Below are 26077 nucleotides of genomic sequence, written 5' to 3'. Positions count from 1 at the left end.
TCAGCGAACGCAGCGAGGAGCGGGGATGACCACCGTCGACATCGAGGCCGCAAACCGGGAACTGGCCGTCGCCCGGCAGGACGAGAAGCCGTGCCCGCCGCTGCGGGGCCGGCTGCTGCCCGAGGGTGACATCGAGGCCGCCTACCAGGTGCAGCAGGTCTACACCCGGCAGCGGCTCGGTAAGGGCCACCGCCGGGTGGGCGCGAAGATCGGGCTGACCTCCCGGGCGGTGCAGGAGAGCTTCGGCGTCTTCCAGCCGGACTTCGGGGTGCTCTTCGACGACATGGCGGTCGGCGACGGCGTCGAGGTGCCGATGAGTCGGCTGCTCCAGCCCCGGGTGGAGGCGGAGATCGCCTTCGTGCTCGGCGCGGACCTGCCCGACGAGCGGGTCACCGCCGTCGACCTGATCCGGGCCGTGGACCACGTGCTGCCGGCCATCGAGATCGTCGACTCGCGGATCGCCGGGTGGGACATCTCCATCGTGGACACCGTGGCGGACAACGCCTCCAGCGGCCTCTTCGTGCTCGGCACCGCGCCCCGCCGGCTCGCCGACGTCGACCTGCGGCTGTGCGGGATGGTGCTGGAACACGCCGGGGAGCCGGTGTCGGTCGGCGCCGGGGCGGCCTGCCTCGGCAATCCGCTGCACGCGTTGCAGTGGCTGGCCGGGACGATGGCCCACGCGGGCGACCCGCTGCGCGCCGGGGACGTGGTGCTCTCCGGGGCGCTCGGCCCGATGGTGCCGGTCACCCCCGGCGCCGCGTACGAGGCGCGGATCTCCGGGCTCGGCTCGGTGCGTACCTGTTTCTCCAAGGAGGCCTCATGACCGTCGGCGTGGCGGTGCTCGGGTCGGGCAACATCGGCACCGACCTGATGATCAAGGTGCTGCGGCTGAGTGACAGCCTGCGGATGGTGGCGATGGCCGGCATCGACCCGGCCTCGGACGGCCTCGCCCGGGCCCGCCGGCTCGGCATGGCGACCACCGCCGAGGGCGTGGACGGCCTGGTGGCGCTGCCGGAGTTCGCCGACGTCGAGTTGGTCTTCGACGCCACCTCGGCCGGCGCGCACCGGCGTCACCACGAGGTGCTGCGGGCGCACGGTCGGACCGTGGTCGACCTGACCCCGGCCGCCATCGGCCCGTACGTGGTGCCCCCGGTCAACCTCGACGAGCACCTGCACGAGGGATGCGTCAACATGGTGACCTGCGGCGGGCAGGCGACCGTGCCGATCGTGCACGCCGTCGGCCGGGTCACCCCGGTGGCGTACGGGGAGATCGTCGCCTCGATCGCCTCGAAGTCGGCCGGACCGGGCACCCGGGCCAACATCGACGAGTTCACCGAGACCACCGCGCGAGCGATCGAGGTGGTCGGCGGTGCCGAGCGCGGCAAGGCGATCATCGTGCTGAACCCGGCCGACCCGCCGCTGCTGATGCGGGACACCGTCTACTGCCTCTGCCCCGACGCCGACGCCGACCGGGCCGCCGTCGCCGCCTCGGTGGCCGACATGGTGAGGGCCGTGCAGGAGTACGTCCCGGGCTACCGGCTCAAGCAGGACGTGCAGTTCGACCGGGTCGAGGCGTACGTGCCGGCGCTGGGGCGGACGTTCACCGGGCTCCAGGTCTCGGTCTTCCTTGAGGTCTCCGGCGCCGGACACTACCTGCCCGCGTACGCCGGGAACCTGGACATCATGACCTCGGCCGCGCTGCGCACCGCGGAGCGGCTGGTGGCCCTGCGCTCGAAGGGGGTCCCGGCGTGACCGACCTCTACATCCAGGACGTGACGCTGCGCGACGGCATGCACGCCATCGCGCACCGGTACACGGTGGACCAGGTGCGGACCATCGCCGCCGCGCTCGACGCGGCCGGGGTGGCCGCGATCGAGGTGGCGCACGGTGACGGCCTGGCCGGCTCCAGCGTCAACTACGGTCACGGCGCGGCCAGCGACGCCGACTGGATCTCGGCCGCCGCCGAGGTGCTGACCAACGCGCGGCTCACCACCCTGCTGCTGCCCGGCATCGGCACCATCGCCGACCTGAAGGCGGCCAAGGCGCTCGGGGTGACCAGCGTACGGATCGCCACCCACTGCACCGAGGCGGACATTTCCGCCCAGCACATCTCCTGGGCCCGGGAGAACGGCATGGACGTCTCCGGGTTCCTGATGATGTCGCACATGAACGACCCGGCCGGGCTGGCCGCCCAGGCCAAGCTGATGGAGTCGTACGGGGCGCACTGCGTCTACGTCACCGACTCCGGCGGCCGGCTGCTGATGTCCGACGTGGCCGCGCGGGTCGACGCGTACCGGCAGGTCCTCGCGCCGGAGACGCAGATCGGCATCCACGCGCACCACAACCTGTCGCTCGGCGTGGCGAACAGCGTGGTGGCCGTCGAGCACGGCCGGGTCCTCGGCTCCGCTCCGGCGGGCCCGGACGCCGCGCACGGGCGGACCGTCCGGGTGGACGCCTCGCTGGCGGGCATGGGCGCCGGCGCCGGCAACGCCCCGCTGGAGGTCTTCGTCGCGGTCGCCGAGCTGCACGGCTGGAAGCACGGCTGCGACGTGTTCGCGCTGATGGACGCGGCCGACGACGTCGTGCGCCCGCTCCAGGACCGGCCGGTCCAGGTGGACCGGGAGACCCTCTCCCTCGGATACGCGGGGGTCTACTCCAGCTTCCTGCGGCACGCCGAACGCGCCTCCGCCAAGTACGGGGTGGACGTCCGCTCGATCCTGGTCGAGCTCGGCCGGCGCCGGATGGTCGGCGGCCAGGAGGACATGATCGTGGACGTGGCGCTGGACCTCGCCGGCGAGGAGGCCGTGAGCGCGAGGAGTGAGCCGGGTTTGCGAGCCCCGCAGTCGCGAACGAAGGGTGAGGCCGTGAGCGCGAGGAGTGAGCCGGGTTTGCGAGCCCCGCAGTCGCGAACGAGAGGTGGCGCAGCATGATCGGACCGGACATCGCCGGTGTCGCCGAGAAGCTGGGTGCGGCCGCCGACGCGGCCACCGCGATCCCGCAACTCGCCGCCGAGACCGGCCTCGACGTCGACGCCGCGTACGCGGTGCAGACCGCGCTGCTACAGCGCCGCCTCGACCGGGGTGAGCGGCTGGTCGGGCTGAAGATGGGGCTGACCAGCAGGGCGAAGATGGCCCAGGTCGGGGTGAACGAGGTGATCTGGGGACGGCTCACCGACGTGATGCGGGTCCCCGACGGCGGGACGGTCGACGTGGCCGACTACATCCACCCCCGGGTCGAGCCGGAGGTGGCGTTCCTGCTGGACCGGCTGCCCGACCCGGGCGAGCCGGTCGGCTCGTTCACCCGGGCCGTGCGCGCGGTCGCCCCGGCGATCGAGCTGATCGACTCCCGGTACGCCAACTTCACCTTCTCCCTGCCGGACGTCGTCGCCGACAACGCGTCGGCCGCCGCGTTCGTGGTCGGGCCCTGGTCGCCGGTGCCGGACGGGCTGGACAACCTCGGCGTGCTGCTGGAGATCGACGGCCGGGTGGCGCAGGTCGGCTCGACCGCGGCCATCCTCGGCGACCCGCGACGCGCCCTCGACGAGGGTCTGCGGCTGGCCGGCCGGCACGGCGTCCGGCTGCGCAAGGGCTGGGTCTTCCTCGCCGGCGCCGCCACGGCCGCCGTGCCGCTGCGGCCCGGCGCGCACGTCCGCGCGGTGGTGGAGAAGCTCGGCGCCGCCTCGTTGAAGGCGACGGCATGACCGGGGCCAGGGTCGTCGCCGGGAAGGCCGTGCCGCGCGGGGCCTTTCCGCACGTCAAGGTGGCTGGCGGGTTCGTCTTCGTCTCGGGTACGTCGTCCCGGCGGCCGGACAACTCCTTCGCCGGTGTCGAGGTGGACGAGTTCGGCACGACCAACCTGGACATCCGGGCCCAGACCCGGGCCGTGATCGAGAACATCGGCGACCTGCTGGCCTCGGTCGGCGCCGGGCTCTCCGACCTGGTCCAGGTGACCAGCTATCTGGTCAACATGAATGACTTCGGTGGGTACAACGAGGTGTGGGCGGAGTTCTTCGACGCCACCGGGCCGACCCGGACCACGGTGGCCGTGCACCAGCTTCCGCATCCGCACCTGCTGATCGAGATGCAGGCCGTGGCCCTACTTCCGTCGGGAGGACCGTCATGAGTGAGATCGCCGAGCCGTTCAGCTTTCCCGGGTGGATCGCCGAGAACCAGCACCTGCTCAAGCCGCCGGTGGGCAACAAGGAGATGCTGCCGGGCAGCGACGACTTCATCGTGATGGTGGTGGGCGGCCCCAACCAGCGGACCGACTTCCACGTCGACCCGTACGAGGAGTTCTTCTACCAGGTCAAGGGCAACATGCACGTCAACCTGATGCTGCCGGAGGGCCCGCGTACGGTGCACATCCGCGAGGGCCAGATGTGGATGCTGCCGCGCAACACCCCGCACTCGCCGCAGCGGCCGGAGGCCGGCTCGATCGGCATGGTGATCGAGCGGGTACGCGAGGAGGGCACGCTGGAGAAGTTCCAGTGGTACTGCCCCGAGTGCAGCCACAAGGTGCACGAGGTGGAGCTCCAGGTGCGCGACATCGCCGCCGACCTGCCCCCGGTCTTCGCGGCGTTCTACGCCGACGAGAAGGCCCGCACCTGCACCAACTGCGGCGCGCTGCACCCGGGCAAGGGCTGATGCCGCACCCGGTCGTGGACGTGCACACGCACGTCGTACCGAAGGGGTGGCCGGACCTCGCCGCGGCGTGCGGCGGGTCCGGCTGGCCCTGGCTGCGGGTGGACTCCGAGCGCGCCGCCATGATCATGGTGGGGGAGACGGAGTTCCGCCCGGTCGGCGCGGAGTGCTGGGACGCGCCGACCCGGCTGGCCGACATGGCCGCCGACGGCGTCGACGTGCAGGTGGTCTCGCCCACCCCGGTCTTCTTCAGCTACGACCGCCCGGCCGACCAGGCCGTCAAGGTGGCCCGGATCTTCAACGACCTCACCCTGGAGGTCACCGCCGCCGGGGGCGACCGGCTGGTGCCGTTCTGCCAGGTGCCGTTGCAGGATCCGGACCTGGCCTGCGCGGAGCTGGACCGCTGCCTGGCGGCCGGGCACGCCGGGGTGGAGATCGGCAACCACGTCGGCGACCGTGACCTCGACGACACCGGGATCGTGCAGTTCCTGACCCACTGCGCGCGGGTGGGCGCGCCGGTCTTCGTGCACCCGTGGGACATGCCCGGCGGGCCGCGGCTGGACCGCTGGATGGCCCGCTGGCTGACCGGGATGCCCGCGGAGACGCACCTGTCGGTGCTCGCGCTCATCCTCGGCGGCGTCTTCGACCGGGTGCCGGAGACGCTGCGGATCTGTTTCGCGCACGGCGGCGGCAGCTTCCCGTTCTGGCTGGGGCGCGCCGACAACGCCTGGCACCGCCGCGGCGACCTGGTACGCGGTGCCTCCACCGCCCCGCCCAGCTCCTACGTCGACCGGTTCTGCGTCGACTCGGTGGTCTTCGAGCCGGCCGCGCTGCGGCTGCTGATCGACACCATGGGGGAGGACCGGGTGCTGGTCGGCAGCGACTACCCGTACCCGCTGGGGGAGCGGCCGGTCGGGCAGGTGGTCCGGAAGGCGGACTTCCTCACCGCCGACCAGCGCTACAAGCTGCTGTCCCGCAACGCCCTGCGTTTCCTCGGCCGGGGCTGACGCCCGTGTCGGGCCGCGCGCGTGGCGGCCCGGCACGGCAGGATGGGGGGATGGCCGAGCCGCACGACCTGACCGCGCTGGAACAGGCCGCCGCGATCCGTCGGGGCGAGCTGTCCAGCGTGGAACTGGTCGAGCACCACCTGCACCGGGTCGAGGCGCTCGGCGACACCGTGGGCGCGTTCGTCACCGTCACCGCGGAGCGGGCGCGGGCGGCGGCGCGGGCGGCCGACGCGGTGCCGGTGGACGAGCGCGGGCCGCTGCACGGCGTACCGACCGCCATCAAGGATCTGACGCTGACCGCCGGGGTGCGGACCACCTTCGGCTCGGCCGCCTTCGCAGACTTCGTGCCGCCGGTGGACGCCGACGTGGTCCGGTTCATGGCCGCGGCCGGCCTGGTCAGCCTGGGCAAGACCACCACCTCCGAGCTGGGCTGTTCGCTCTACTCGGAGGGGCTCGTCGCGCCGCCCGCGCGTAACCCGTGGCAGCTCGCGTACACCGCGGGTGGGTCCAGCGGCGGCGCGGCGGCCGCGGTGGCGGCGGGGCTGGTGCCGGTGGCGCAGGGTTCCGACGGCGGCGGCTCGCTGCGTATTCCCGCCTCGATCTGCGGCCTGGTCGGCTACAAGCCCAGCCGGGGGCTGGTCTCCGGCGGCCCGCTCGGCTTCGGCGCGTTCGGGCTGCCCACCAACGGCCCGCTCGGCCGGACCGTCACCGATGTGGCCGCGCTGCTCGACGTGCTGGCCCGGCCGGTGCCGGGCGAGCCGTACCTGCCGCCGGCCGCGCCCGACGGCGGCTACCTGGCCGTGGCCCGCGACGCGGCGCCCCGGCGGCTGCGGATCGGGCGGTTCACCACCCCGATGCTCGCCGCCGAGCCGGTGCACCCCGACTGCGTGGCCGCCGTCGACCGGGCCGCCGCGCTGCTCACCGCGGCCGGCCACGAGGTGGTCGACGTGCCCGCGCCGCTCGGCCCCGAGGCGTGGCCGCTCTTCGAAACCGTCTGGTACGTGCTGGCGCTCTCCCCGGTGCCGCCCGAGCGGGAGAGCGAACTGCTGCCGCTCACCCGGTTCCTGCGCTCCCGGGCGGCGGCCGTCGGCGCCGGGCAGTTGCTGGCCGCACTCGGCGAACTCCAGGCGCAGGTACGCCGTGGCGTGCGCCGGACCGCCGGCTGCGATCTGCTGCTCTGCCCGACCCTGGCCGCGCCGCAGGCGTCGGTGGGCGCGTTCGCCGCACTCGGCCCGGCCGAGGACTTCGACCGGCAGCGCCGCTTTTCTCCGTACTGTGCCATTTTCAACGTGACCGGCGACCCGTCCGTTTCGCTCCCCATCGGCCGGACCGGCGACGGCCTGCCGGTCGGGGTGCTGCTGACCGGTCGGTACGGCGACGACCGGACATTGATAGCGACTGCCGCGCAAGTCGAGCACGGGTGTGGCGGGTGGGATCAGCACCCCGCAATCTGGCGGGCGGTCGACTCCGCTAACGTGAACAGCACAAGCGGGCTCGGGCGCTCGTCGTCATGATCGTTCACCCGACCCGGAAATTCCTGGTCTCTATTTCCGCCTGGGGGCGTTGGGATTGTCTGTTACCGAGACGTTGCTGGTCTTCGTCGGCATCCCGGCGGCTGCGGTGCTGGTGATCGCCGGACTGGCAGCCGTCGGCAGCGGTGGCGGCGGTGGCGGCGCCAAGCGCTACCGGCCGGGCCGGCCCTTCGACTTCACTCCGGTCTGGTTCCTGGGCCGTCCGGAGCAGCTGGCCGACTCGGCCGGCACCGCGCTGGCCGCCGGGGCGCAGGCGCCGGCACTGACCAGCCGCAAGCAGGAACTGGCCGGCCGCGAGGCGCCGGCCGCTGGCACCGGAGGCGCAAGTGACCGTTGGTGAGACGCACGCCGAGACCGGGGCGGGCGCCCCGCCCCAGGTGCTGGACGGGCCCTTCTCGACCCGTCAGCTGCTGCGCATCGACGAGGCGCTCCGCCTGGCCGACCAGGGCACCGGGCTGGTGTTCTCGGTCTACGTGGGCGGGCTCGACGAGCCGATCCGGGAGCACGCCGGGCGGCTGCACCGCCAGCTCGCCGAGCCGGACAGGTCCGTGCTGATCGCCCTGTCGCCCAACCAGCGGCAGCTGGAGATCATCACCGGCCGGTACGCCCGCAAGCGCATCCCGGACACGTACGCCAAGCTCGCCGCGCTCTCCATGGTGGCGTCCTTCGGCGGCGGCGACCTGGCCGGCGGCATCATCCAGGGCCTCGACCAGCTCGCCAGCCACGCCGGCAAGGGCTGACCCCCTCCCCGTACGACGAAGCCCGGCCCGCGTAGCACGCGGGCCGGGCTTTCTCGTCGGGCTGCTCAGCGGGGCCAGGCGGACGGGCCGAGCCGGACCGGCCACGGCTCGTCGACCTGCACGGGACCGTCCGGCCCGACCGTGCCGAGCGGGCACCCGGAGGACCGTTGTGCCATCACATCCACCTGCCTCCGCCGACAACGGCCGGGGGCCGGCACGGGCAGCTGCCCGCGCCGGCCCCCGGATCTCGCGTCAGGCGGTGCGGGCGTCGCGGGCGCGGGCCCGCAGGGCGCGGGTGACGCCGTCGCGGCCCTCGGCGACCAGGCGACGGAGCGGGGCCGGGTGGCCGTCCTGCGCCAGCCACGCGTCGGTGGCCGCCACCGTGTCGTCGTCCACGAGATACGCCGGGTAGGCGAGCTGCGCGAACTCCTGTGCCGGCTCGCTGTCCCGGCTTGCCCAGACCTGGTCCACCGTGGCGAAGTACTTCTCCCGGTACGGCGCCATCAGCTCGACCTGAGCCGGGTGCGTGAGGCCCTGCAACAGCGCGCGGTTACGCCAGTTCGGCAGCGCCTCCGGGCCGGTGAGCTGCGCCCACACCGCCGCCTTGTTCTCCGCCGTCGGCACCAGGGCGTGCGCGTACGCGGCCTCCCGCTCGCCACTGGCGGTGCGGTCCCTGGCCAGCTCGGCGTCCACCTCGGCGGTCCCGGCCGCGCCGTTGGCCACCAGCGACTGGAGCACCGTCCAGCGCAGCTCGGTGTCCACGGTCAGCCCGGCCGTCACCTCGACGCCCTCCAGCCAGCCGCGCAGCGTCGCCAGATCCTCGTCCGAGCGGGCCGCGGAGGCGTACGCCCGGGCCCAGGCGAGCTGGAAGCCGCTGCCCGGCTCGGCGGCGGCCAGCGCCGCCCGGGCGGTACGGGCCAGCTCGGCCCAGCCGGTCGGCGCCCACGCCGGGTCGGCGTAGAAGGTGAGCGTGGTGGTCGCCTGGCGCAGGGTGGCGGTGACCAGGTTGATGTCGGTCTCCGCGGGCAGCCCGGCCAGCACCAGCGCCACGTAGTCCCGGGCGGACAGCTCGGCGTCCCGGGTCATGTCCCAGGCCGCGGTCCAGCACAGTGCCCGGGCCAGCGACGACTCGAAGCCGGCGATGTGCTGCACCACCGTCGACATGGAGCGCTCGTCCAGCCGCAGCTTGGTGTACGTGAGGTCGTCGTCGTTGAGCAGCAGCACGTCGGCGGCGGGCTTGCCGTGCAGCGCGGACAGCTCGGTCGTCTCACCGGTCACGTCCACCTCGACCCGCTCCCGGCGGACCAGCCGGCCGTCGGTCAGGTCGTAGAGGCCCACCCCGATCCGGTGGGTGCGCAGCGTCGGGTGCCCGGCCGGCGCGTCCTGCCGGACCAGCACCCGCTCGTACGCGCCGTCCGCGCCGATGGTGACCTCGGGGCGCAGCGTGTTGACCTGCGCGGTCTCCAGCCACTGGGCGGCGAACTTGCGCAGCTCCCGGCCGGAGGCCGTCTCCAGCTCGGTGAGCAGGTCGTCGAAGGTGGCGTTGCCCCAGGCGTGCTTGGCGAAGTACGCCCGCAGGCCGGCCAGGAACGGCTCCTCGCCCACGTACGCGACGAGCTGCTTGAGCACGCTGGCGCCCTTGGCGTAGGTGATGCCGTCGAAGTTGACCTCGACCGCCTCCAGGTCCGGCATCTCGCAGTAGACCGGGTGGGTGGAGGAGAGCTGGTCCTGCCGGTAGCCCCAGTTCTTCCGGATGGACAGGAAGGTCGTCCACGCCTCGGTGAACCGGGTGGCGTGGGTGTTGCACCAGTGGCTGGCCCACTCGGCGAACGACTCGTTCAGCCACAGGTCGTTCCACCAGCGCATGGTGACCAGGTCACCGAACCACATGTGCGCCATTTCGTGCAGGATCGTGTTGGCGCGCTGCTCGTACTCGAAGTCGGTGACCTGCGACCGGAAAATGTAGTGCGACTCGGCGTGGGTGACGCAGCCGAAGTTCTCCATCGCGCCGGCGTTGAAGTCCGGCACCCAGAGCTGGTCGTACTTGGGCAGCGGGTAGCGGACGCCGAACTGCTCGTGGAAGAAGTCGAAACCCTGCTTGGTGATCAGGAACAGGTCGTCCGAGTCGAGGTACCGCGCCATCGAGGCCCGGCAGAACACCCCCAGGTCGATGCCGTCGTGGCTGTCCCGCACCTCGTGGTACGGGCCGGCGCAGAGCGCGGTGATGTAGGTGCTCATCCGCGCCGACTCGGCGAAGTGGACGGTCTTGAGCTCGTCGCCGGCCGGCTCCTCCCGCTCCACCGGCATGTTGGAGATCACCCGCCAGTGGTCGGGGACGGTGGCGTGCCAGGTGTAGACGCTCTTCAGATCCGGCTGGTCGAAGCAGGCGAAGACCTTCTGCGCGTCGGCGGTCTCGAACTGGCTGTAGAGGTAGGTCTCGCCGTCGACCGGGTCCACCGTGCGGTGCAGCCCCTGCCCGCTGTTCGAGAACGCGAAGTCCGCGTCCACCACGAGGACGTTCTCGGACTGCAGGCCGGAGAGGGTCAGGCCCTTCTCGGCCGACCAGCCGGAAAGGTCGATCGGCGCCCCGTTGAGGGTCGCGGAGCGCACCGAGTCCGCCGCCGCCTCGATGAAGGTGGTCGCCCCGGGCTCGGCACAGCGGAACCGGACCTCGGTCACCGAGCGGAACGTACGGCCCGTGGCCTGTACGGCGGCTGACAGGTCAAGGCTGATGTCGTACCCGGTCACGTCGAGCAGGCGCGCCCGCTCGGTGGCTTCGACCTGAGTCAGGTTGCGCACTCCCGGCACTGTTTGTCTCCATCCCACGCTTCATCGCCGCTCCGTCGCGGCCCCGGCCTTGCCGGCCCTGCTCGTGACGGCCGGTCTGGATCCGAGTCTTCCATGCACTGCCACCCTTCGGTGGCCGAGGTCACGGTCTCATTCCGGTACCGGTCGATGCCGGTCGGGGTGAGGATCGGGGTAGGCGCCGGGGTCCCGGCGCGCGGAATCCTGAAGGGATAGCAACGTGACCGAACGTGCCGCCGTGGACATGTGGTTCGACCCCCTGTGCCCCTGGGCGTGGATCACCTCCCGCTGGCTGCTGGAGGTCGAGAAGGTCCGTGATCTGGACATCCACTTCCACGTGATGAGCCTTTCCGTGCTCAACGAGGGCCGCGACCTACCGGCGGAATACCAGGACCTGATGACGAAGGGCTGGGGTCCGGTCCGGGTCTGCATCGCGGTCGAGCAGGCGCACGGCGCGGAGACGCTCGGGAAGCTCTACACGGCCATGGGCACCCGGATCCATCTCGGTAAGGAGCCGCTGACCCGGGAGATGCTGGTCGGTGCGCTGACCGACGTCGGCCTGGACCCGGTGCTCGCCGACGCGGCCGAGTCCACCGCATACGACGAGGCACTGCGGGCCAGCCACGAGGCCGGCATGCGGCCGGTCGGCACCGACGTCGGCACCCCGGTGATCCACGCTCCCGGCCCGGACGGCGACAAGATCGCCTTCTTCGGCCCGGTGATCACCCCGGCGCCGAAGGGCGAGGCCGCCGGCAAGCTGTGGGACGGCGTCCTGCTGGTCGCCGGCACCCCCGGCTTCTACGAGCTGAAGCGCACCCGCGAACTCGGCCCCATCTTCGACTGAGGTGTAAGGAAGGGCCCCTTTTTAACGCCTCCGGTAGAGCAGGGGACCCTTCTTAACGGAGCGAACCCCGCGCCGCCGGCGTCACCCCGGCGACGCGGGGTTCGTTTCACCGGGTGTCCTGGTCGACGGCCCCTGCGGGCCGCACCCCGACAGCTCCTGGAGGCAATCCCATGGGTAAGCACCGCCACATGCCCGACGAGGCGCCGCAGCCGACGCCCGAGGACCCCGGTGCGACGTACTGGTCCGTGGCGGACGGCGACTGGCCCGCTGTCCGGCCGTCCCTGCCGGCCGAAATGGTTGACCTGCTGGCCCCGCCGATCGTGGTCGGCGTGGCCAGGGTGGTGGCCACCTCCCGGATGACCCCGCCCGCCGACGCGGGCGAGCCGGCCCGGAGCCCCGGCTCGACCCGGTCCGCCACCGCGGCGGGCCGCCCGGCCGCGGCCGGCGTGACGACGACGGTACGGCTCACCGCCGGCGCCACCTCGCGTCCACCCACCCCCGCGCCAGTTCGCCGTCCCACCACCGGCCGGCACCGCACCCCCTGACTCGGCCACGTTAAGAGGGGGCCCCTGCACTACCGGAGGCGTTAACAGGGGGCCCCTCCTTTCAACTGGTGGAAGCGGCCAGGGTCCGCACCGGTGGGGCGGGCGGCGCGGGTAGCGTCAGCGGGCATGACGGTCGTGCATCCGATCGCCCGGGCCTGGATCACCACTGGCGGCACCGGCGCGCAGAACTACGACGAGTTCGCCGACGACGCGGAGATCACCGCCATCGTCGAGGCGAATCCGCACAGTGCCCTGGGCATCGAGATGCCCCACCGGGCACCGGACAGCCTCGGGAAGTCCTTCCTCGACGCCCTGCCCGACGCGGCGGCCCGGCTCGCCGAGGCCAAGGCGGACGGCAGTTACACCCCGGCCGAGCAGGTCGTGGTGCTCTACCGGATCAGCGCGCCGGGGGAGGAGACCGGGTACGGGCTCTTCGCCATGGTCGACACCGACCAGATCTCCACCCGGGCCGACGAGCCCGGCCTGGTGATCCGCAACGAGGACGTCTTCATCGCCAAGGTGCGGGAGCGGGTCGCCCTGGCCGAGGCGCTGGGCCACCTCCTCTCGCCCGTACTCCTGCTCCAGACCGGGCGGGGCGACGAGCTGCACGCCGCGCTCGCGGCGGCGACCGAGGCGGCCGGCGCGCCCGCCGCGACCGACGTCGACCAGGCCGGGCGGACGCACGCCATCTGGCTGCTCGGCCCCGGGCCCGAGCAGGACGAGCTGACCGCCCTCGCGGGCGGCGGCGAGCTGGTGGTCGCGGACGGCAACCACCGCAGCCTGGCCGCCCAGACCGGCGAGTTCCCGCGCTTCCTCTCGGTGATCACCACGCCCGCCTCGGTCGCCATCCAGCCCTACAACCGGCTGGTCAGCGAGCTGACCACCACCCCGGCGGAGCTGCTGGACCGGCTGCGCGCCGCCGGCGCGCAGGTCACCCCCGTCGAGGGCCCGGTCGAGGTCCCGGCGGCCGGTGGCACCGTTCACCTCTACCTCGCCGGCCAGGCGTACGCGGTCACCCTGCCGCACGCCGACGGCGGCCGGCTGGAGAACCTGGACCACGCCCTGGTCGAGCGGCTGCTGCTGCGCGACGCGCTCGGCCTCGACCCGGGCGACAAGCGGGTCACCTACGTCGGCGGCGACTACCCGGCGAGCTGGCTGACCGGCGAGGTCGACGCCGGTCGGGCCGAGCTGGCCGTCCTCATCGCCCCGGTGACCGTCGACGACTTCGTCGCGGTCAACCTGGCCCGGGAGAAGATGCCGCGCAAGAGCACCTGGTTCACCCCGAAGGCGCGGGCCGGCCTGGTCGTGGCCGAGCTGCCCCGCTGAACCTGTGACGAATCCGCCTCCGTGCCGCCGCCCGGGCGCCGGCACGGAGGCCGGCCTGACAGACTGCGCGGTATGCGCGTCTACCTGGGATCTGATCACGCCGGCTTCGAGCTGAAGGGGCACCTCGCCAACCACCTGGCCAAGCAGGGGTACGAGGTGGTCGACGTCGGTCCGCACGCCTACGACCCGGACGACGACTACCCGGCGTTCTGCCTGCACACCGGCGACCGGGTGGTCAACGACCCGGGCAGCCTCGGGGTGGTCATCGGCGGCTCCGGCAACGGCGAGCAGATCGCCGCCAACAAGGTCGCCGGCGTACGCGCGGCGCTCGCCTGGAACATCGACACCGCCCAGCTGGCCCGGGAGCACAACGACGCCAACATCGTCGCCGTCGGCGCCCGCCAGCACACCCTGGACGAGGCGACCGCCATGGTCGAGGCGTTCCTGACCACGCCCTTCTCGGGCAACCCCCGGCATGCCCGCCGGATCGGCCAGCTGGCCACGTACGAGCAGCACCGCGAGCTGCCCGACCTGCCCGCCTGACGCCACCCTGCCCCGCCCGCCGGGGTTCAGCGGCCGGAGCGGGGCAGTTCCTCGCGGGGCACCCAGTTGCGGCGCACGATCACGACGCGGGCCTCGGCCTCGGCCAGGTCCGCGTCGGTCGGTCGGGCCGCGTCCCGGGCCCGCAGCGCGGCGGTCACGCTCACCTGCGAGGACCCCGAGCCGACCAGGCCGCGCAGCCCGCGCTCGCCCTCCTCGACAGGGGGGCCGGTGCGGCGTGCCCGGGGCTCCGATGAATCCAGCTCGGCGTTTCTGGCGCCACGCCGCGACCTGAAGCCATCGTCCGACGATTCCAGCTCGGCGCGTCTGACGCCACGCCGCGAACCGGGTCCGTCGTCGTCGTGCACCGCCGCCGTGGTCGCGGTCGGCCCCTCCGCGAAGGCGCCGGCGGACTCGTGCCTGCCGGCCCGCCCGGTGGTGCCTTCGCCGTCCGGCGTCCCGGCCTCGCCGTGGTGTCGCAGCCGGCGCCGCCGTCGCTCCGCATCACCCATCGTCCGACCGTACCGCCCCGGCGGCGCGGCGGTCGCCCCGCGGCGGCAGGCGACCAGTCCGGCGGCGAAGTCGGCCAGCTCGGATACCGACGGCGCCCGTCCAGCGCCCCGCCGATCGGTCGTCGGGACCGGCAACGGCGCACCCGTCACCCCGGCGGGATGGACAGCCCCACGCCGGCCGGTGGGCAGCAGCCCACGCTGGCCGGATTCAGAAGACCTCCATCGGGGCCGGGGCGCGGTGCCAGCCGAATGCCGGGCCGGCCGCCGCCACCGTCCCCGGTACGAGCTCCCGGACCCGGCCCGCGGCGGCGAGCGCCCCCAGCCCGGCCCCGCCCAGATAGAGCTCCCCGAGCGCGCGTACGTCGCAGGCGAGCTGGGCCGGTGCCGAGGTGGCGACGCACTCGGCTCCGGCCGGCCCGCCGACCAGCCGCCACCGGCCGGTGTTCTCCGGCAGCAGCTCGTCGGTGACCTCGATGACCACGTCGACGTCGGTGGCGTATCGGCGGGCGGCCAACGCCGCCGGGACGTCCACGAGGCGTACCCAGAGGGCGTCGTCGAGGTGGGCGCCGAGCTGGCGCGGCTCGTTCACCAGCCACAGCAGCGGCTCGTCCACGGCGGCCCGGTCGAACGACAGCCGCCGGGTCAGGTCGATCGACAGCAGCAGCCGCCACAGCGCCAGGTACGCCGCCGGGTTCCCGGCCACCACCTCGTCGACCCGGACCTCGCCGCGCGGTCCGGTCCGGTCCCACTCACCCCTGGTCCGGTAGAGGGCGTACCCGTCCAGGCCGTCGGGCCCCTCGTGCAGCAGCACCCGGCGCTCGGTCGCGCCGCCCCGCAGGGACTTCACATCGCCGAGTACGTACGCCCACCAGCGCTCGTTCCGGCTGGACCAGCCGGGACGACCGGCGCGTACCCGGTCGTACAGCCCGGCCAGCTCGGCCTGGTGCGCGGCCGGGAGGTCCAGGCGGAGCGTGCCCTCGGTGGACGCCGGTTCCGGCAGCCGCAGCTCGGTGGTGTCGCAGCTCAGCGTGTACCGCTGGGCGGCCAGGCCGTAACCGAACCGCGGATAGATCCGTCCCTCGCTGGCCCAGAGCACCGCGACCGGCTCGCGGCCGGCGTCGCGGGCCTCGCGCAGTTGCCGGCTCATCAGGCCGGTGAGCAGGCCCCGACGGCGGTGGGTGGGCGCGACCCCGACCATCGTCACGTGCGCGGCGGGCACGACGGCCCCCGGCACGGTCAGCTCGCGGGTGAACGCGCCGGCGTGCGCCACGGCGGCCCCGCCGTCGCGGACCAGCAGGGAGCGTTCCGGCTCGAAGACGGCGCGTTCGATCTTGAGTACCTCGGGATCGAGGTCGCCGTGGAAGACGAGCGCCAGCAACGCCCTGATGTCGTCGAAGTCCTCGGCCCGGGGTACCAGTGCGTCGACCATCGCATGTGTGTAACCCATCGCCTTCCGAGTTGGCGACCGATTTGCCGGCTCGCTACCCTCTTTGCCGGCTCGCTACCCTCGGTACCGTGCCCGTCGGTCGAGGGGGAGGACAACAGATGGCGGACCAGACACAGCCGTGGGCCGAGCGCACCGTGGAGGTGCCGCCGCAGCCGGGTGTCGGGGTGGTGCCACCACAGCGGGACGGGTTCCGGCGTGGCGTGGCCTCCGTGGGCCAGCCACGGACACCCCGGACCGAGCAGTTCGCCACCGTCGACCAGACCGACTGGTCCGATGACTCCGCCCCACGCCGCCCGATGAGCTGGCACCTGGCGCGGTTGCGCCGGGGTGGCGAGTGGAGCGCGGCCGGCGGCCTCTTCGCCTTCGTCTGCTGGGGCATCTGGGCGATCTCCGGCCGGGGGGAGCTCGGCACCCCGCTGCTCACCTTCGTACTCAGCCTGCTCACCGCCGTCGGCCTCTTCGGGCTCGCCCGCCTGCTCGGCCGGCTGGTCCTGGAACGGCAGCTGGGCCGGGTACGCCGCACCGCCCGCGGCGCGCACCTGGCGACCGCGCTGTTCCTGGTCGGCGTGGGTGTCGCCTACCTGCAGCAGACCGAGTGGGTCGTGGCGGCCTGGAACTGGGTCACCGGCCACTGACCGTGGCCGCGGGCGGGTCGGCGTCCGGCCGCCCGCCCGCGCGCCCGGTCGCGGTACGCCGCGACGCCGGTCGTCACTCCACCAGGACGCCGGCCGCATTACCCGGCCGGACGCGGTTCATCCGTCGCCCGGTGGGCTGAGCCGCAGCGCGATCAGGCGGCGAAGCGGTACACCAGGAACTCCTTGGCCGCCCCGCAGACGATCACCTCGGTGTTCCACGAACACGACTCGCCGCGTACGCCCTTCAGCTCGCCGAGCGGGACCACGTTGCCGGAGCCCGTGCCCACGCCGGACACGCTCCGGTTGTCCGCACTGCTGTTCAGCCGGTCGGCGAAGAGCAGCAGGTTGCCGGCGTCCACCCGGGCGGCCACCCCGTCCTCCTCGTCGAGCACCTTCCGACCGTCCGGCGCGAACAGGGTGACCACCGGCTCCGGGTACGTCCGCCGGGCCAGCACCCGCTCGCCGACCGGCACGAGCTGCTCCATGCCCGGCACCGCCCAGTGCTGCACGTCCTTCCCCTCGGTGGCGGCCACCACCCGCGCGGTCTTCTCGTCGGCGTCGGCCACCTCCAGCAGGCAGGCCCGGTGCTCGCCGCACGGCACCAGCGCCTTGGCCCGGCGCCGGTCGTCCGGAAACCGGTAGAGCACGTTCGGCTTCGCCTTCGCCAGGCTGCCCAGGTCGTACCCGAGCAGCTGTTGGTCGTCCACCACGTACAGCCGGTCCTCGTGGGCGGCGACCAGGTCGTCCGGCCGGGCCACGTTGGTCTGGCGGCCCAGTTCCTTCCCGGTGGCGACGTCGATCAGCCGGACGGAGCGGTCGGCGTTGACCTGGACGAGTTGCCGGACCGGTGCCGCCTTCGGGTCGCGCGGCGTGCCGTCGAGGAACCCCGGTCCGGCGAGGCTCTCGTCGATGGTCACCGGGTAGACGCGGGTCCGCGAGCTGCCGTACTGGTCGGTCAGATCCGGGAGGAACCACCGCTCCTCGCCGGTGCGTAGGTCGAGGCCGCGCAGTTGCTTGCTGGTGCGGTCGGCGACGACCAGCACCTGGGCGCCGACGAAGAGCTCGTCGTCGCCGTGCACCGTGTGTTGCCACCGCCGCTTTCCGGAGGCGTCGAGCACCTCCAGCTGCCGAGGGTCGCTGCCCGACGCGTCCGCGAGGAGCGCCACCGCGCCGGGCAGCGCGAGGACGCCGGCCCAGCGCTTGGCGGGCTCGCCGCTCTCCTTGCGCCACAGCTCCGAGCCGGTGGCCGCCTCCACGGCGATCACCACCAGCCGGTCGTCGTCGCGCGGGTAGGCCAGGTAGGCCCGGTCGCCCACGGTCGCGGTGAACATGTCGCTCGGCCGCTCCGTACCCGCCGCCACCGGGATTCCCTTGCGGAACGGCTGGAAGTCCAGCTCCGGATGCCGGTCTCTGGTCAAGTAGAGGACGGCCGCCGTGGTCATCCCGGCGAGGGCCGCCACCGCGGCGAGCGAGATCCACAGCGCCCGTCGCCGCCGGCCGTCGCGAGCCGGCGCGGCCGGCGACCCCGGCATTCCCGACCCGGGTACGCCCGGTGGCCACCCCGCCGGCGCCGCCTGCGGTACGCCCGACCACGGCCCGGCCTGGCGCGGGATTCCAGCGGCCCCGTGGGGCTGGCCGCCTGCGCCATGTCCGGAACTGTCCGTCCCCACCGCACCTGCCGCGCCCACCGAGCCTGCCGCGTGTGTCGGGCCTGCCGCGTCAGCCGGGCCTGCTGGGTGCGTCAGGCCTGCCGCGTTGGCCGGGCCCGACGGGTGCGTCGGGCCTGCCGGGACGCCGGCGGGCAGGGTGCCGGCCGGGCCGAGGCCGGGCAGAGTGGCGGCCGGTCCGGAGCCGGGCAGGGTGCCGGCCGGGCCGAGGCCGGGCAGAGTGGCGGCCGGCCCGGAACCGGGCAGGGTGCCGGCCGGCCCGGGGCCGGGCAGGGTGGGAGCTGATCCGGCACCGGACACGGGCGCGGTGGTCAGCGCGCTGGCAGGCACGGTCACGGCCTGGGCCGGGTCGGCCGGCGGCGGTGCCGTCGCGGCGAGCGGCAGTGTGCCGGCTGGTCCGGCGGCCGTGGGGCGGCCCGGGTCGGTGGGCGGGGGAGTTCCCTCGGCGAGTGGCAGCGTGCCGGCCGGGCCGGCACCGGGCCGGGAAGCCGCGGGGCCAGCCTCCGGGGTGCCGGCCGGTCCGGACCCGACCCGTCCGGCGGGCGGGTCGAGGTGCGGTGCGCCCGGTGCCAGCGGCAGCGGGGGCGCCGCCGGACGATTCCGGGGCAGCGGCAGGTCGGTCAGCGCACCCTCGGCGACCGGCAGCTCCGGCTGCTCCAGCACGGTGGGCGCGATCCCCAGCTCGGCGTGGAGTAGCCGGGCCACCAGCGGCATCCGGGACGACCCGCCGACCAGGAACAGCCCGCTCAGCCGCTCCGGCGTCAGCCCGGCGGCGGCGACCACCCGCCGCGTCTCGGCGACCGCCCGGCGTAGCAGCGGCGCCGCCACCCGCTCCAGCTCGTCCCGGCTCAGCGGTACGGCCGCCTCGATCCCCGGCACCGCCACCGGCGCCACCATGCTGCGGGACAGCATCTCCTTCGCGCCCCGCACGTTCTCGGCGAACTGGAGCCGGTCCCGCCACTGGGTGGTGTTCGCCGGCTCGGCCAGCCGCGTCCACTCGGCCGGGTGCGTGGCTCTGATCCGCTCGGCGAGCAGCGCCAGCAGGGCGGCGTCGAGGTCGAGCCCGCCCAGGTCGTCCAGCCCGCCGCAGGAGGCGACGGTGAAGCCGGAGTCGCCCCACGGGTCGGCGCCCTCGTTGCGGACGATCGTGACGTCCAGCGTCCCGCCGCCGAAGTCGAAGACCCCCACGGACTCACCGACCGGCACCGGCCGGCGCAGCACCTCGGTGTAGTAGCGCGCGGCGGCCACCGGTTCGCGCAGCAGCCGGGTCCCCGGCGGGATGGGACCGGACATGGTGTGCTCGGCGGCCGTCGGCCAGCCGGCCAGCGCGAGTGCATCGGCGAGTACCTGCCGGCGCCTGGCGTCCCAGGTCGCCGGGCAGGTGACCACCGCGGGCGGAAGGAAGCCGACCGCGCCCACGGCCGCCTCGCCGACCGCGCGCAGGACCGCAGCCAGCAGCGCCGCCGGGGTGTGCCGCCGGCCGCCGAGCGTTACGTCCGGCTCGTCGACCCGGCGCTTCGGGTTCGGCTCGTACCGGTCCGGGGCGGCCTGGGCCAACCGCAGGGCGTCCCGCCCGACGTGCAGGCGGCCCTCGTCGTCGGCGTACACGCCGGAGGGGAGGATCGGCTGTCCGTCGACGAGTAACGGCCGGGTACGCCCGTCCGGCCAGCGCAGCACGGCCACCGTGTTCGAGGTGCCGAGATCGACGCCGAGGGCGAAACCGTCCTGCTGGCCTGACATCCGTCGCTACCTCCACCAGACGAGGGGATGTCCGGTCCCGCATCGTACGCAGCCCGCACCGCCCGATGATCTCCGGCGCGGGTGGATGCGGGCCGGTCGGCCTGTTTAACCGGCGCGAGACGGGGCATCCGCGGCCGGACGACGACGGGAGGCGTTGTGATGAGCAGAGTCGTCGAGCAGCCCACGCCACCGTTCCCCGGGCAGTCCCAGTCGAGGCCGGGGCTGGACGCCAGGATGGATCCTCGCCCCCGCAACCAGGCGACCGCACTGCGCGGGTCGGGAAAACTCACTGACAGCGCCGCGCTGATCACCGGCGGGGACAGCGGTATCGGCGCCGCCGTCGCGGTCCTGTTCGCCCGGGAAGGGGCGGACGTGGCCATCGTCTGCCTGCCCGCCGAACAGGAGGACGCGGACCACGTTCGTGACCTGGTGCAGCAGGAGGGCCGGCGTTGCCTGGTGCTGACCGGCGACGTGAAGGACTCCTCGTTCTGTGACGCGGCCGTGGATCGAACGCACCGTCGCGGAGTTCGGCAAGCTGGACATCCTCGTCAACAACGCCGCCGTCATGTTCCAGTACTCGTCGCTGGCGGACGTTTCGGACGAGGCTCTTGACGAGCTGTTCCACACGAATGTGTCGGGCTACTTCTACATGGCCCGCGCGGCGCTGCGGCACCTGCCGGCGGGTGGCAGCGTCATCAACTGCGGCTCGGTCGCCGGTTTCGAGGGCAACCCGTCGCTCATCGGGTACGCGGAGACCAACGGCGCGATTCACACCTTCACCAAGTCACTCGCGACGGAACTGATCGGGCGCGGTATCCGGGTGAACTGTGTGGCACCAGGGCCGGTGTGGACGCCGTTGAACGCCTCCAGCCGTACCCCCGAGCAGATGGCTGGATACGGCGACCAGATCGACGGCGTACCGCTGGGCCGGCCGGCGCAGCCCGAGGAGATCGCCCCCGCCTTCCTCTTCTTCGCCAGCAACGCCGACAGCAGCTACATCACCGGTGAGACGCTGGCCCTCTTCGGTGGCCGGGTCCTCGCCCGCTGAGCGAGCCGGCCCGGGGCGCCGGATGCCACCCCAGTGAGTGACGCCCGTCGGTCCCCGGCCTGGTGAGGAGAGCACGTGCTTGACCTGAACCCTCGCCTGCGTCCCGTGCACCGGCCCGATAACTACCTTCGCCTGGAGGACCTGGGTGTGATCGGGGACGGCGCCACCGTGGCGCTCGTCGGGGTCGACGGCTCGATTCCCTGGCTGTGCCTACCCCACTTCGACTCCGACCCGGTTCTCGCCGGCCTGCTCGACAACCAGCGAGGCGGGCACTTCACGGTCACCGTCCAGGACCTGCGCGAGGCGCGGCAGCACTACATCCCGGACACCGCGGTCCTGGTCACCGAGCTGCGCAGCGGTACCGGCCTGCTTCAGATCACCGATGCGATCGCGGTGCGCTCCGGCGCCGATCTCACCGACGACGCGCCGGCCGGCCGGGCGGAACTCGTCCGTTCGGCGCGCGTCCTCAACGGCACGGTCCGACTGGACGTCGACCTGCAGCCCCGCGACGGCGGCCTGACCCACTCCGCGTTCGACGGCCTCGAAATCCGACCCTCACGGCGACCGGACCTGCGACTACACCTGCGTGCCAGTCGTCCCCTGACCAGCCTGCCGGTCACCTTCGATCTGCAGGAGGGCGAACACGTCGACCTGATCCTCTCCTGGGGCCGGATCCACCGCCAGCACCGCTTCGACGCCGACGCCATGCTGGCGACGACGGCGGACGCGTGGCGTCGCTGGATGGCCCACTTCACCTACAGCGGCCCGCAGGAGCCCCTGGTACGTCGCTCGGCGATCACTCTCAAGCTGTGTGACGACTGGGTCAACGGCGCCATGGTGGCAGCGCCCACGTCCTCACTGCCCGCACCGATCGGCGGCGTTCGCAACTGGGACTACCGCTACGCATGGGTCCGCGATGCCGCCTTCACGGTGTTCGCCCTGCGCCGCATCGGGTTCGGAAGCGAAGCGGACGCGTTCCTCGGGTGGGTTCTCGACGCCTTCGAGCGCAGCGGGCAACCACGGATCATGTACACCCTCGGCGGCGGCCCCGTCCCCGACGAGGTCGAGGACCCCGGGCTGGAAGGCTATCGCGGCTCAGCCCCGGTCCACTGGGGCAACGGCGCGGCCGACCAGCGCCAGCACGACGTCTACGGAGAAGTGCTCGACTGCGCCGATCAATGGGTACGCGGCGGAGGGGAGCTTCAACCGGCGCTGTGGGCCCAACTGGGCGGGCTCGCCGATGCCGCCGAGTGGGCGTGGCGTGACCCGGATCAAGGGATCTGGGAGTTGCGGAACGACGGCCGGGTGTTCACCTACTCGGCCGGGATGTGCCAGGTGGCGCTGGATCGGGCGGCGGCGCTCGGCGACAGACTCGGCCTGCCCGGGCCGACAGCCCGGTGGCGTGCGGCGGCCACCGAGCTGACCCGATGCATCCTCGAACGGTCCTGGGACGAGAAGGCACAGACCCTCAGCGCTCATCTCGACGGCGGCGGCGTGCTCGACGCGAGCCTGCTGGCCCTACCCCTGCGGCAGGTGATTCCCGCCACCCATCCGCGGATGATCGCCACCACCGCCGCTGTCGCCGAACGGCTGTCCGCCGGAGACGGGCTGCTCTACCGCTACCTGCACGAGGAGGCGCCCGATGGGATCGCAGGCGACGAGGGCGCCTTCGTACTGTGCAGCTTCTGGTTGGTCGAGAACCTCATCCATCAGGGCCGCCTCGACCAGGCGCACGATCTGTACGCATCCTTGTGTGCGAGAACGAGCCCGCTCGGTCTGCTGTCCGAGCAGATCGACCCCGGAACAGGCGCGTTCATCGGCAACTTCCCCCAGGCGTTCAGCCACATCGGGATCATCGCCAGTGGGGTGAGCCTGGCCCGGGCCGCAGCCGACCCAACCGCATAGCCCGGCGGCGGGCGGTAGGCGAAACGGGCTCGGGCGGCATCGCAAAGAAGGCGACGCCGGGCCGCTTTTGCACTTCCTCCGTGTTCGGACGTTTCGGGCTGAAGAATGAGTCGGTGATCGATGGTAGGGCCCGTGGCCGGCGGGCCGGACGTGGCCGACGGAATCGGCAATCCCCTGGTCAGAAGGTGGTAAGGGCGGGGAGCGCCGCAGGAGAGAGCCGCCGGGCGAACTTCCTGGAGTTGTTCTTTGACCTGGTGCTGGTCTTCGCCCTGTCGGGAGTCGTCTCGCGGGTCGTGCCGGATATGTCCGCCGACATCGCCGCCCGGCAGTGGGCGGGGCTGCTGTATGTCCTCGTGCTGGTCCTGCCGATGATGTGGCTGTGGACTACGACTGCCCACATCACGAGCCGCTTCGACCCACGCAGGCCAGCCGTCCAGGCGATGGTGTTGCTCACCGCACTCGGCGTGGTGTTCATGGCGTCGTCGCTGCCGTACGCGTTCGTCGAACGCGGCTACGCGTTTGCCGTCCCGTACGTGCTCCTTCAGGTGGGACGACCGTTGGTCCTGATCTGGCTCCTGCTGGATCGTGCGCAACGAGCCCTCTACGCGAGGTCGGCGATCTGGTTCACAGTATCGGCTGCGCCGTGGCTGGCAGGCATCCTGGTTCAGGGCGGAGCCCGGGTAGGTATGTGGGCGCTGGCCATCACGATCGACGTCGTGTCGGCCCGTTTCTCCTGGCCAGTGCCCGGCCTGAGCCGGCAGTTGGACAGCGCCTGGGAGCCCACCAAGATCCACCACCTCGCCGACCGGTACGAGCAACTCCTGCTGATCGCACTCGGCGAGAGCGTGCTGTCACTGGGAATGACCTACACCAACACGCCGGTGTCAGGGGCCACGACGCTGGCTCTGCTGGTCGGCTTCGCCACCACCGTGCTCCTGTGGCGGATCTACTACTACCGGGCGGGGCAGGTGCTCCCCGAAGCCGTCGACGTAGCCGGAGACCAGGTCAGAGCCGGCCGGGACGTCGGACGCGCCCATGTGCTGATGGTCCTGGGCATCGTGCTCGTATCGGCAGGCTACGAAATCGTCGTGACCCACCCGGGCGGCCATGTGCGCGCAGCCTGGCTGGCCGCAACCCTCGGCGGGCCGATTGTCTTCGTCATCGGCCGGATCGGGCTGGAACGGGTGGTCTTCAACCGGATCTCCCGGCGCAGACTCATCGGCATCGCGGCCTTGGTGGCCTTGGCACTGCCGCTCGCCTTCACCACACCGTTGGCCGCGGCGGCGGGCGCCGTCGCGGTACTCGTCGGTATGGCCCTGGCCGACGCCCGGCATGCCTGGGGTCTTCCACCGGAAGCCCCGTCGCCAGCCACCACCCGGCCGAAGAGAACCTGACCACGCAGCGCCACTGGCATCGGCCAGCCCAGCACAGTTGCCTGACGCCCCCGGGTACGTGAATGTATCGATCGCTCAGGGCAGGTGGATTCGTGGCCCAGGAAGGACGAAGACCGTCGTCCCGAAATGCCCGGAACGCCTGCTCGTGGAAGGGGTGTGGGTCACAGCTCGTGCCCGTTCGGGGTACCGGCTACTGGCACGTGGCTGGCATGTCGCGATCTGATCCGTCAGCCTGGCCGACCCGGAGCGCCACTACGGCCCCCACTACCTCAGCTCGTTGTACCGAGGGTAGGGACGGCCGCCCGCCAAGCTGAGCCGGGCCACCCCCTTCCCGGCGCTGATCGCGACGCACGTCTCCCGGGTGTCGAGAAGCCAGCCGACCGGGCGGCAACTCCGCCCACCGTCGGGGGGCGGCCAGCCCTGCCCTACCAGGTGGTCCCACATTCGTTGGGCGACCTGGTCGGCCGGCTCGACCGGCCGGCCGACGAGCCGGTAGGAGACGGCGCAACGACCGGTGCCGCACTCCGAGTCGCTGCCCGTGCCCCCGAATGGCAAGCCCGCCCGGCAACCGGCCCAGCTCCTGTACCGACGGTACGAACCCATCGTCGTTGAAGTCTCATGCAGCTGCGGGGAAGCAGCCGAAGGCGACGACCAGCGCCAGACCGATCCCGATCCGGTACGGCCAGCGCCAGCCCGCCCGGTCGTCGCCGCTGTCGCTGAGCCTGCGCGCTGCACCACCCGTGCGACAAGCAGCGTGACAGCGACCCCGAGGAACAGCAGCAGGCGCGCCTCCACCGCCGCCCGGGGCTGGACGGCGGCGAGGGTGAGCGAGGCCGCCGCGACCAGGGTCAGCACCACCAACACCACGCCGGTGAACCACCGCAGCCGGGCGACGGTCAACCACACGAGGAACGCCACCATGGTGACGACGGACGCGAAGAGCACGGACTGATGATCGATTGTCGATGGCTCGGCGGGCTACCCCGTCATGTCGTCATCGACCTGATGTCGGGACGATTCGCCCACCGACGGTTGGCGGGAGTCCCCCCGCGCGGTTGCGGGGCCGGCACCGGGCCTGGGGGTTAGAAGAAGATCGCGGATGGCTGGTCGGGTTGAATATCCCTGGCCAGGCCGTCCGTTGTCGTCCGTTGGTGCCGGCGGTTGGCGGCGGTCTTGGCTGTATCGATGGCTGTACAGTTGATCTATGACAGCAGCCGAGGAAGGGAACGCGGGACGCTTCCGCGATCCGAAGTCCTGGCTGCGCGGCTTGTCTGCTGGCGAGATCTTCGTCCGTTGCCCACGCTGTGCCGGCCGGGCTTCGGTCCGTCCTGACCCTGAATCGGCCGACAGTTCCCGGCATGATTTCTGGCTTCGTCGTCGGCTCAGTTGCCTGGGGTGCGCGTATACGGATCTCTGGGAGGCTCCTCGCCTCGCAAACAACGCGCGGGCATTGCCTGAGTTCTCGGGTCCGAACGACCCGTACTTCGGCCTACCCCTCTGGCTTTCGATCGAGTGCCGTGGGCGAGTGCTCTGGGCATACAACGCCGAGCACCTGGACCTGCTGGAGGCGTACGTGTCCGCTCGGTTGCGGGAACGCGGCCAGTACATGGGAAGCCAGACCCTGGTTGAGCGCTTGCCCGCGTGGATCAAGGATGGCAAGCACCGTGCCGAAGTGCTGGACGCAATAGGGCAGCTTCGGGCGCTTCTTGTCTGACCGCCGGCAAACCGGCCGAAGTTGCAACAGCGATGG

23 protein-coding genes and 2 pseudogenes are annotated in these 26077 nt (G+C 72.6%); 21 read left to right on the top strand and 4 right to left on the bottom strand.

The window, feature by feature from the left end:
• Positions 1 to 25 precede the first annotated feature (25 nt).
• The 10 genes and pseudogenes from GA0070604_RS25400 (at position 26) to GA0070604_RS25355 (ending at position 7919) form a co-directional block, all read left to right on the top strand.
• Entirely contained in the window at positions 26 to 823 is a 798-nt protein-coding gene (locus GA0070604_RS25400) for a 2-keto-4-pentenoate hydratase (protein ID WP_091123746.1), read from the top strand.
• Entirely contained in the window at positions 820 to 1752 is a 933-nt protein-coding gene (locus GA0070604_RS25395; protein WP_091123744.1) for an acetaldehyde dehydrogenase (acetylating), read from the top strand. The genes GA0070604_RS25400 and GA0070604_RS25395 overlap by 4 nt, the downstream gene beginning before the upstream one ends.
• Positions 1749 to 2801: pseudogene (dmpG, locus tag GA0070604_RS25390) on the top strand (4-hydroxy-2-oxovalerate aldolase); the annotation flags it as partial. The gene GA0070604_RS25395 and the pseudogene dmpG, both read left to right, overlap by 4 nt.
• A 125-nt stretch (positions 2802 to 2926) precedes the next feature.
• Positions 2927 to 3700 (top strand): 2-keto-4-pentenoate hydratase, encoded by a 774-nt coding sequence (locus GA0070604_RS25385; protein WP_091123741.1) that lies wholly within the window; start codon positions 2927 to 2929, stop codon positions 3698 to 3700.
• Entirely contained in the window at positions 3697 to 4122 is a 426-nt protein-coding gene (locus tag GA0070604_RS25380) for a RidA family protein (RefSeq protein ID WP_091123737.1), read from the top strand. Before GA0070604_RS25385 ends, GA0070604_RS25380 begins: the two co-directional genes overlap by 4 nt.
• Entirely contained in the window at positions 4119 to 4643 is a 525-nt protein-coding gene (locus GA0070604_RS25375; protein ID WP_091123733.1) for a 3-hydroxyanthranilate 3,4-dioxygenase, read from the top strand. Before GA0070604_RS25380 ends, GA0070604_RS25375 begins: the two co-directional genes overlap by 4 nt.
• Positions 4643 to 5647: an amidohydrolase family protein gene (locus GA0070604_RS25370; protein ID WP_091123729.1), complete on the top strand. Its 1005-nt coding sequence runs from the start codon at positions 4643 to 4645 to the stop codon at positions 5645 to 5647. Before GA0070604_RS25375 ends, GA0070604_RS25370 begins: the two co-directional genes overlap by 1 nt.
• 50 nt (positions 5648 to 5697) lie before the next feature.
• A complete protein-coding gene (locus tag GA0070604_RS25365) occupies positions 5698 to 7161 on the top strand; it encodes an amidase (protein WP_091123726.1) in 1464 nt (487 codons plus the stop codon).
• Between the two features lie 55 nt (positions 7162 to 7216).
• A complete protein-coding gene (gene ctaJ / locus GA0070604_RS25360; RefSeq protein ID WP_452312072.1) occupies positions 7217 to 7519 on the top strand; it encodes an aa3-type cytochrome oxidase subunit CtaJ in 303 nt (100 codons plus the stop codon).
• On the top strand, positions 7506 to 7919 hold the full coding sequence (locus GA0070604_RS25355) for a DUF5130 family protein (RefSeq protein WP_091123718.1): 414 nt from the start codon (positions 7506 to 7508) through the stop codon (positions 7917 to 7919). Before ctaJ ends, GA0070604_RS25355 begins: the two co-directional genes overlap by 14 nt.
• Before the next feature lie 252 nt (positions 7920 to 8171).
• Here the strand turns inward: GA0070604_RS25355 and pepN are convergent, their stop codons facing one another.
• A complete protein-coding gene (pepN, locus tag GA0070604_RS25350; RefSeq protein WP_091123714.1) occupies positions 8172 to 10718 on the bottom strand; it encodes an aminopeptidase N in 2547 nt (848 codons plus the stop codon).
• A 250-nt stretch (positions 10719 to 10968) separates the two neighbouring features.
• On the opposite strand from pepN, the gene GA0070604_RS25345 reads away from it, so the two are divergent.
• The 4 genes from GA0070604_RS25345 (at position 10969) to GA0070604_RS25330 (ending at position 13982) form a co-directional block, all read left to right on the top strand.
• Entirely contained in the window at positions 10969 to 11568 is a 600-nt protein-coding gene (locus GA0070604_RS25345) for a mycothiol-dependent nitroreductase Rv2466c family protein (protein WP_377593532.1), read from the top strand.
• A 170-nt stretch (positions 11569 to 11738) separates the two neighbouring features.
• Positions 11739 to 12113, top strand: coding sequence for a hypothetical protein (locus GA0070604_RS25340; RefSeq protein ID WP_091123707.1), 375 nt, complete (start codon positions 11739 to 11741; stop codon positions 12111 to 12113).
• Between the two features lie 126 nt (positions 12114 to 12239).
• On the top strand, positions 12240 to 13439 hold the full coding sequence (locus tag GA0070604_RS25335; RefSeq protein WP_091123703.1) for a DUF1015 family protein: 1200 nt from the start codon (positions 12240 to 12242) through the stop codon (positions 13437 to 13439).
• Positions 13440 to 13511: 72 nt separating this feature from the next.
• Entirely contained in the window at positions 13512 to 13982 is a 471-nt protein-coding gene (locus GA0070604_RS25330) for a ribose-5-phosphate isomerase (RefSeq protein ID WP_091123700.1), read from the top strand.
• Between the two features lie 26 nt (positions 13983 to 14008).
• Here the strand turns inward: GA0070604_RS25330 and GA0070604_RS34415 are convergent, their stop codons facing one another.
• Positions 14009 to 14491: a hypothetical protein gene (locus tag GA0070604_RS34415; protein WP_091127404.1), complete on the bottom strand. Its 483-nt coding sequence runs from the start codon at positions 14489 to 14491 to the stop codon at positions 14009 to 14011.
• A 208-nt stretch (positions 14492 to 14699) separates the two neighbouring features.
• Positions 14700 to 15920 carry a GNAT family N-acetyltransferase gene (locus GA0070604_RS25320; RefSeq protein WP_091123696.1) on the bottom strand — a complete coding sequence of 407 codons (1221 nt, stop codon included), beginning with the start codon at positions 15918 to 15920 and terminating at the stop codon, positions 14700 to 14702.
• Between the two features lie 116 nt (positions 15921 to 16036).
• On the opposite strand from GA0070604_RS25320, the gene GA0070604_RS25315 reads away from it, so the two are divergent.
• Positions 16037 to 16573 (top strand): hypothetical protein, encoded by a 537-nt coding sequence (locus GA0070604_RS25315; RefSeq protein WP_091123693.1) that lies wholly within the window; start codon positions 16037 to 16039, stop codon positions 16571 to 16573.
• 152 nt (positions 16574 to 16725) lie between these two features.
• Here GA0070604_RS25315 and GA0070604_RS25310 read toward each other — a convergent pair whose 3' ends face one another.
• Positions 16726 to 19980 carry an Hsp70 family protein gene (locus GA0070604_RS25310; RefSeq protein WP_091123689.1) on the bottom strand — a complete coding sequence of 1085 codons (3255 nt, stop codon included), beginning with the start codon at positions 19978 to 19980 and terminating at the stop codon, positions 16726 to 16728.
• Between the two features lie 159 nt (positions 19981 to 20139).
• On the opposite strand from GA0070604_RS25310, the pseudogene GA0070604_RS34410 reads away from it, so the two are divergent.
• The 6 genes and pseudogenes from GA0070604_RS34410 to GA0070604_RS25285 form a co-directional block, all read left to right on the top strand.
• A pseudogene (locus GA0070604_RS34410) lies at positions 20140 to 20439 on the top strand (SDR family NAD(P)-dependent oxidoreductase); the annotation flags it as partial.
• Positions 20440 to 20470: 31 nt separating this feature from the next.
• The gene (locus tag GA0070604_RS33215; RefSeq protein ID WP_208602162.1) at positions 20471 to 21028 is read left to right on the top strand and encodes an SDR family oxidoreductase; all 558 of its coding nucleotides are present in this window, start codon (positions 20471 to 20473) and stop codon (positions 21026 to 21028) included.
• Positions 21029 to 21103: 75 nt separating this feature from the next.
• Positions 21104 to 22933 carry a glycoside hydrolase family 15 protein gene (locus GA0070604_RS25300; protein WP_091123685.1) on the top strand — a complete coding sequence of 610 codons (1830 nt, stop codon included), beginning with the start codon at positions 21104 to 21106 and terminating at the stop codon, positions 22931 to 22933.
• Between the two features lie 80 nt (positions 22934 to 23013).
• Positions 23014 to 24327: a low temperature requirement protein A gene (locus tag GA0070604_RS25295; protein ID WP_279615705.1), complete on the top strand. Its 1314-nt coding sequence runs from the start codon at positions 23014 to 23016 to the stop codon at positions 24325 to 24327.
• A gap of 823 nt (positions 24328 to 25150) precedes the next feature.
• On the top strand, positions 25151 to 25279 hold the full coding sequence (locus GA0070604_RS34025) for a hypothetical protein (protein WP_279615704.1): 129 nt from the start codon (positions 25151 to 25153) through the stop codon (positions 25277 to 25279).
• A gap of 252 nt (positions 25280 to 25531) precedes the next feature.
• Positions 25532 to 26041 (top strand): hypothetical protein, encoded by a 510-nt coding sequence (locus tag GA0070604_RS25285; RefSeq protein ID WP_091123675.1) that lies wholly within the window; start codon positions 25532 to 25534, stop codon positions 26039 to 26041.
• Positions 26042 to 26077 lie beyond the last annotated feature (36 nt).

The sequence above is a fragment of the Micromonospora eburnea genome (assembly GCF_900090225.1).
Taxonomy (GTDB): domain Bacteria; phylum Actinomycetota; class Actinomycetes; order Mycobacteriales; family Micromonosporaceae; genus Micromonospora; species Micromonospora eburnea.
The sequence above is the reverse complement of the archived record's forward strand: the minus strand, read 5'-3'. Positions and strand labels throughout refer to the sequence as shown.

What these genes read in the sequence shown, in the direction of transcription:
- GA0070604_RS25400 (WP_091123746.1), top strand. Translation starts at nt 26, where the DNA reads ATGACCACCGTCGACATCGAGGCCGCAAACCGGGAACTGGCCGTCGCC.
- GA0070604_RS25395 (WP_091123744.1), top strand. Translation starts at nt 820, where the DNA reads ATGACCGTCGGCGTGGCGGTGCTCGGGTCGGGCAACATCGGCACCGAC.
- GA0070604_RS25385 (WP_091123741.1), top strand. Translation starts at nt 2,927, where the DNA reads ATGATCGGACCGGACATCGCCGGTGTCGCCGAGAAGCTGGGTGCGGCC.
- GA0070604_RS25380 (WP_091123737.1), top strand. Translation starts at nt 3,697, where the DNA reads ATGACCGGGGCCAGGGTCGTCGCCGGGAAGGCCGTGCCGCGCGGGGCC.
- GA0070604_RS25375 (WP_091123733.1), top strand. Translation starts at nt 4,119, where the DNA reads ATGAGTGAGATCGCCGAGCCGTTCAGCTTTCCCGGGTGGATCGCCGAG.
- GA0070604_RS25370 (WP_091123729.1), top strand. Translation starts at nt 4,643, where the DNA reads ATGCCGCACCCGGTCGTGGACGTGCACACGCACGTCGTACCGAAGGGG.
- GA0070604_RS25365 (WP_091123726.1), top strand. Translation starts at nt 5,698, where the DNA reads ATGGCCGAGCCGCACGACCTGACCGCGCTGGAACAGGCCGCCGCGATC.
- GA0070604_RS25345 (WP_377593532.1), top strand. Translation starts at nt 10,969, where the DNA reads ATGTGGTTCGACCCCCTGTGCCCCTGGGCGTGGATCACCTCCCGCTGG.
- GA0070604_RS25340 (WP_091123707.1), top strand. Translation starts at nt 11,739, where the DNA reads ATGGGTAAGCACCGCCACATGCCCGACGAGGCGCCGCAGCCGACGCCC.
- GA0070604_RS25335 (WP_091123703.1), top strand. Translation starts at nt 12,240, where the DNA reads ATGACGGTCGTGCATCCGATCGCCCGGGCCTGGATCACCACTGGCGGC.
- GA0070604_RS25330 (WP_091123700.1), top strand. Translation starts at nt 13,512, where the DNA reads ATGCGCGTCTACCTGGGATCTGATCACGCCGGCTTCGAGCTGAAGGGG.
- GA0070604_RS34415 (WP_091127404.1), bottom strand. Translation starts at nt 14,491, where the DNA reads ATGGGTGATGCGGAGCGACGGCGGCGCCGGCTGCGACACCACGGCGAG.
- GA0070604_RS25320 (WP_091123696.1), bottom strand. Translation starts at nt 15,920, where the DNA reads ATGGTCGACGCACTGGTACCCCGGGCCGAGGACTTCGACGACATCAGG.
- GA0070604_RS25315 (WP_091123693.1), top strand. Translation starts at nt 16,037, where the DNA reads ATGGCGGACCAGACACAGCCGTGGGCCGAGCGCACCGTGGAGGTGCCG.
- GA0070604_RS25310 (WP_091123689.1), bottom strand. Translation starts at nt 19,980, where the DNA reads ATGTCAGGCCAGCAGGACGGTTTCGCCCTCGGCGTCGATCTCGGCACC.
- GA0070604_RS25285 (WP_091123675.1), top strand. Translation starts at nt 25,532, where the DNA reads ATGACAGCAGCCGAGGAAGGGAACGCGGGACGCTTCCGCGATCCGAAG.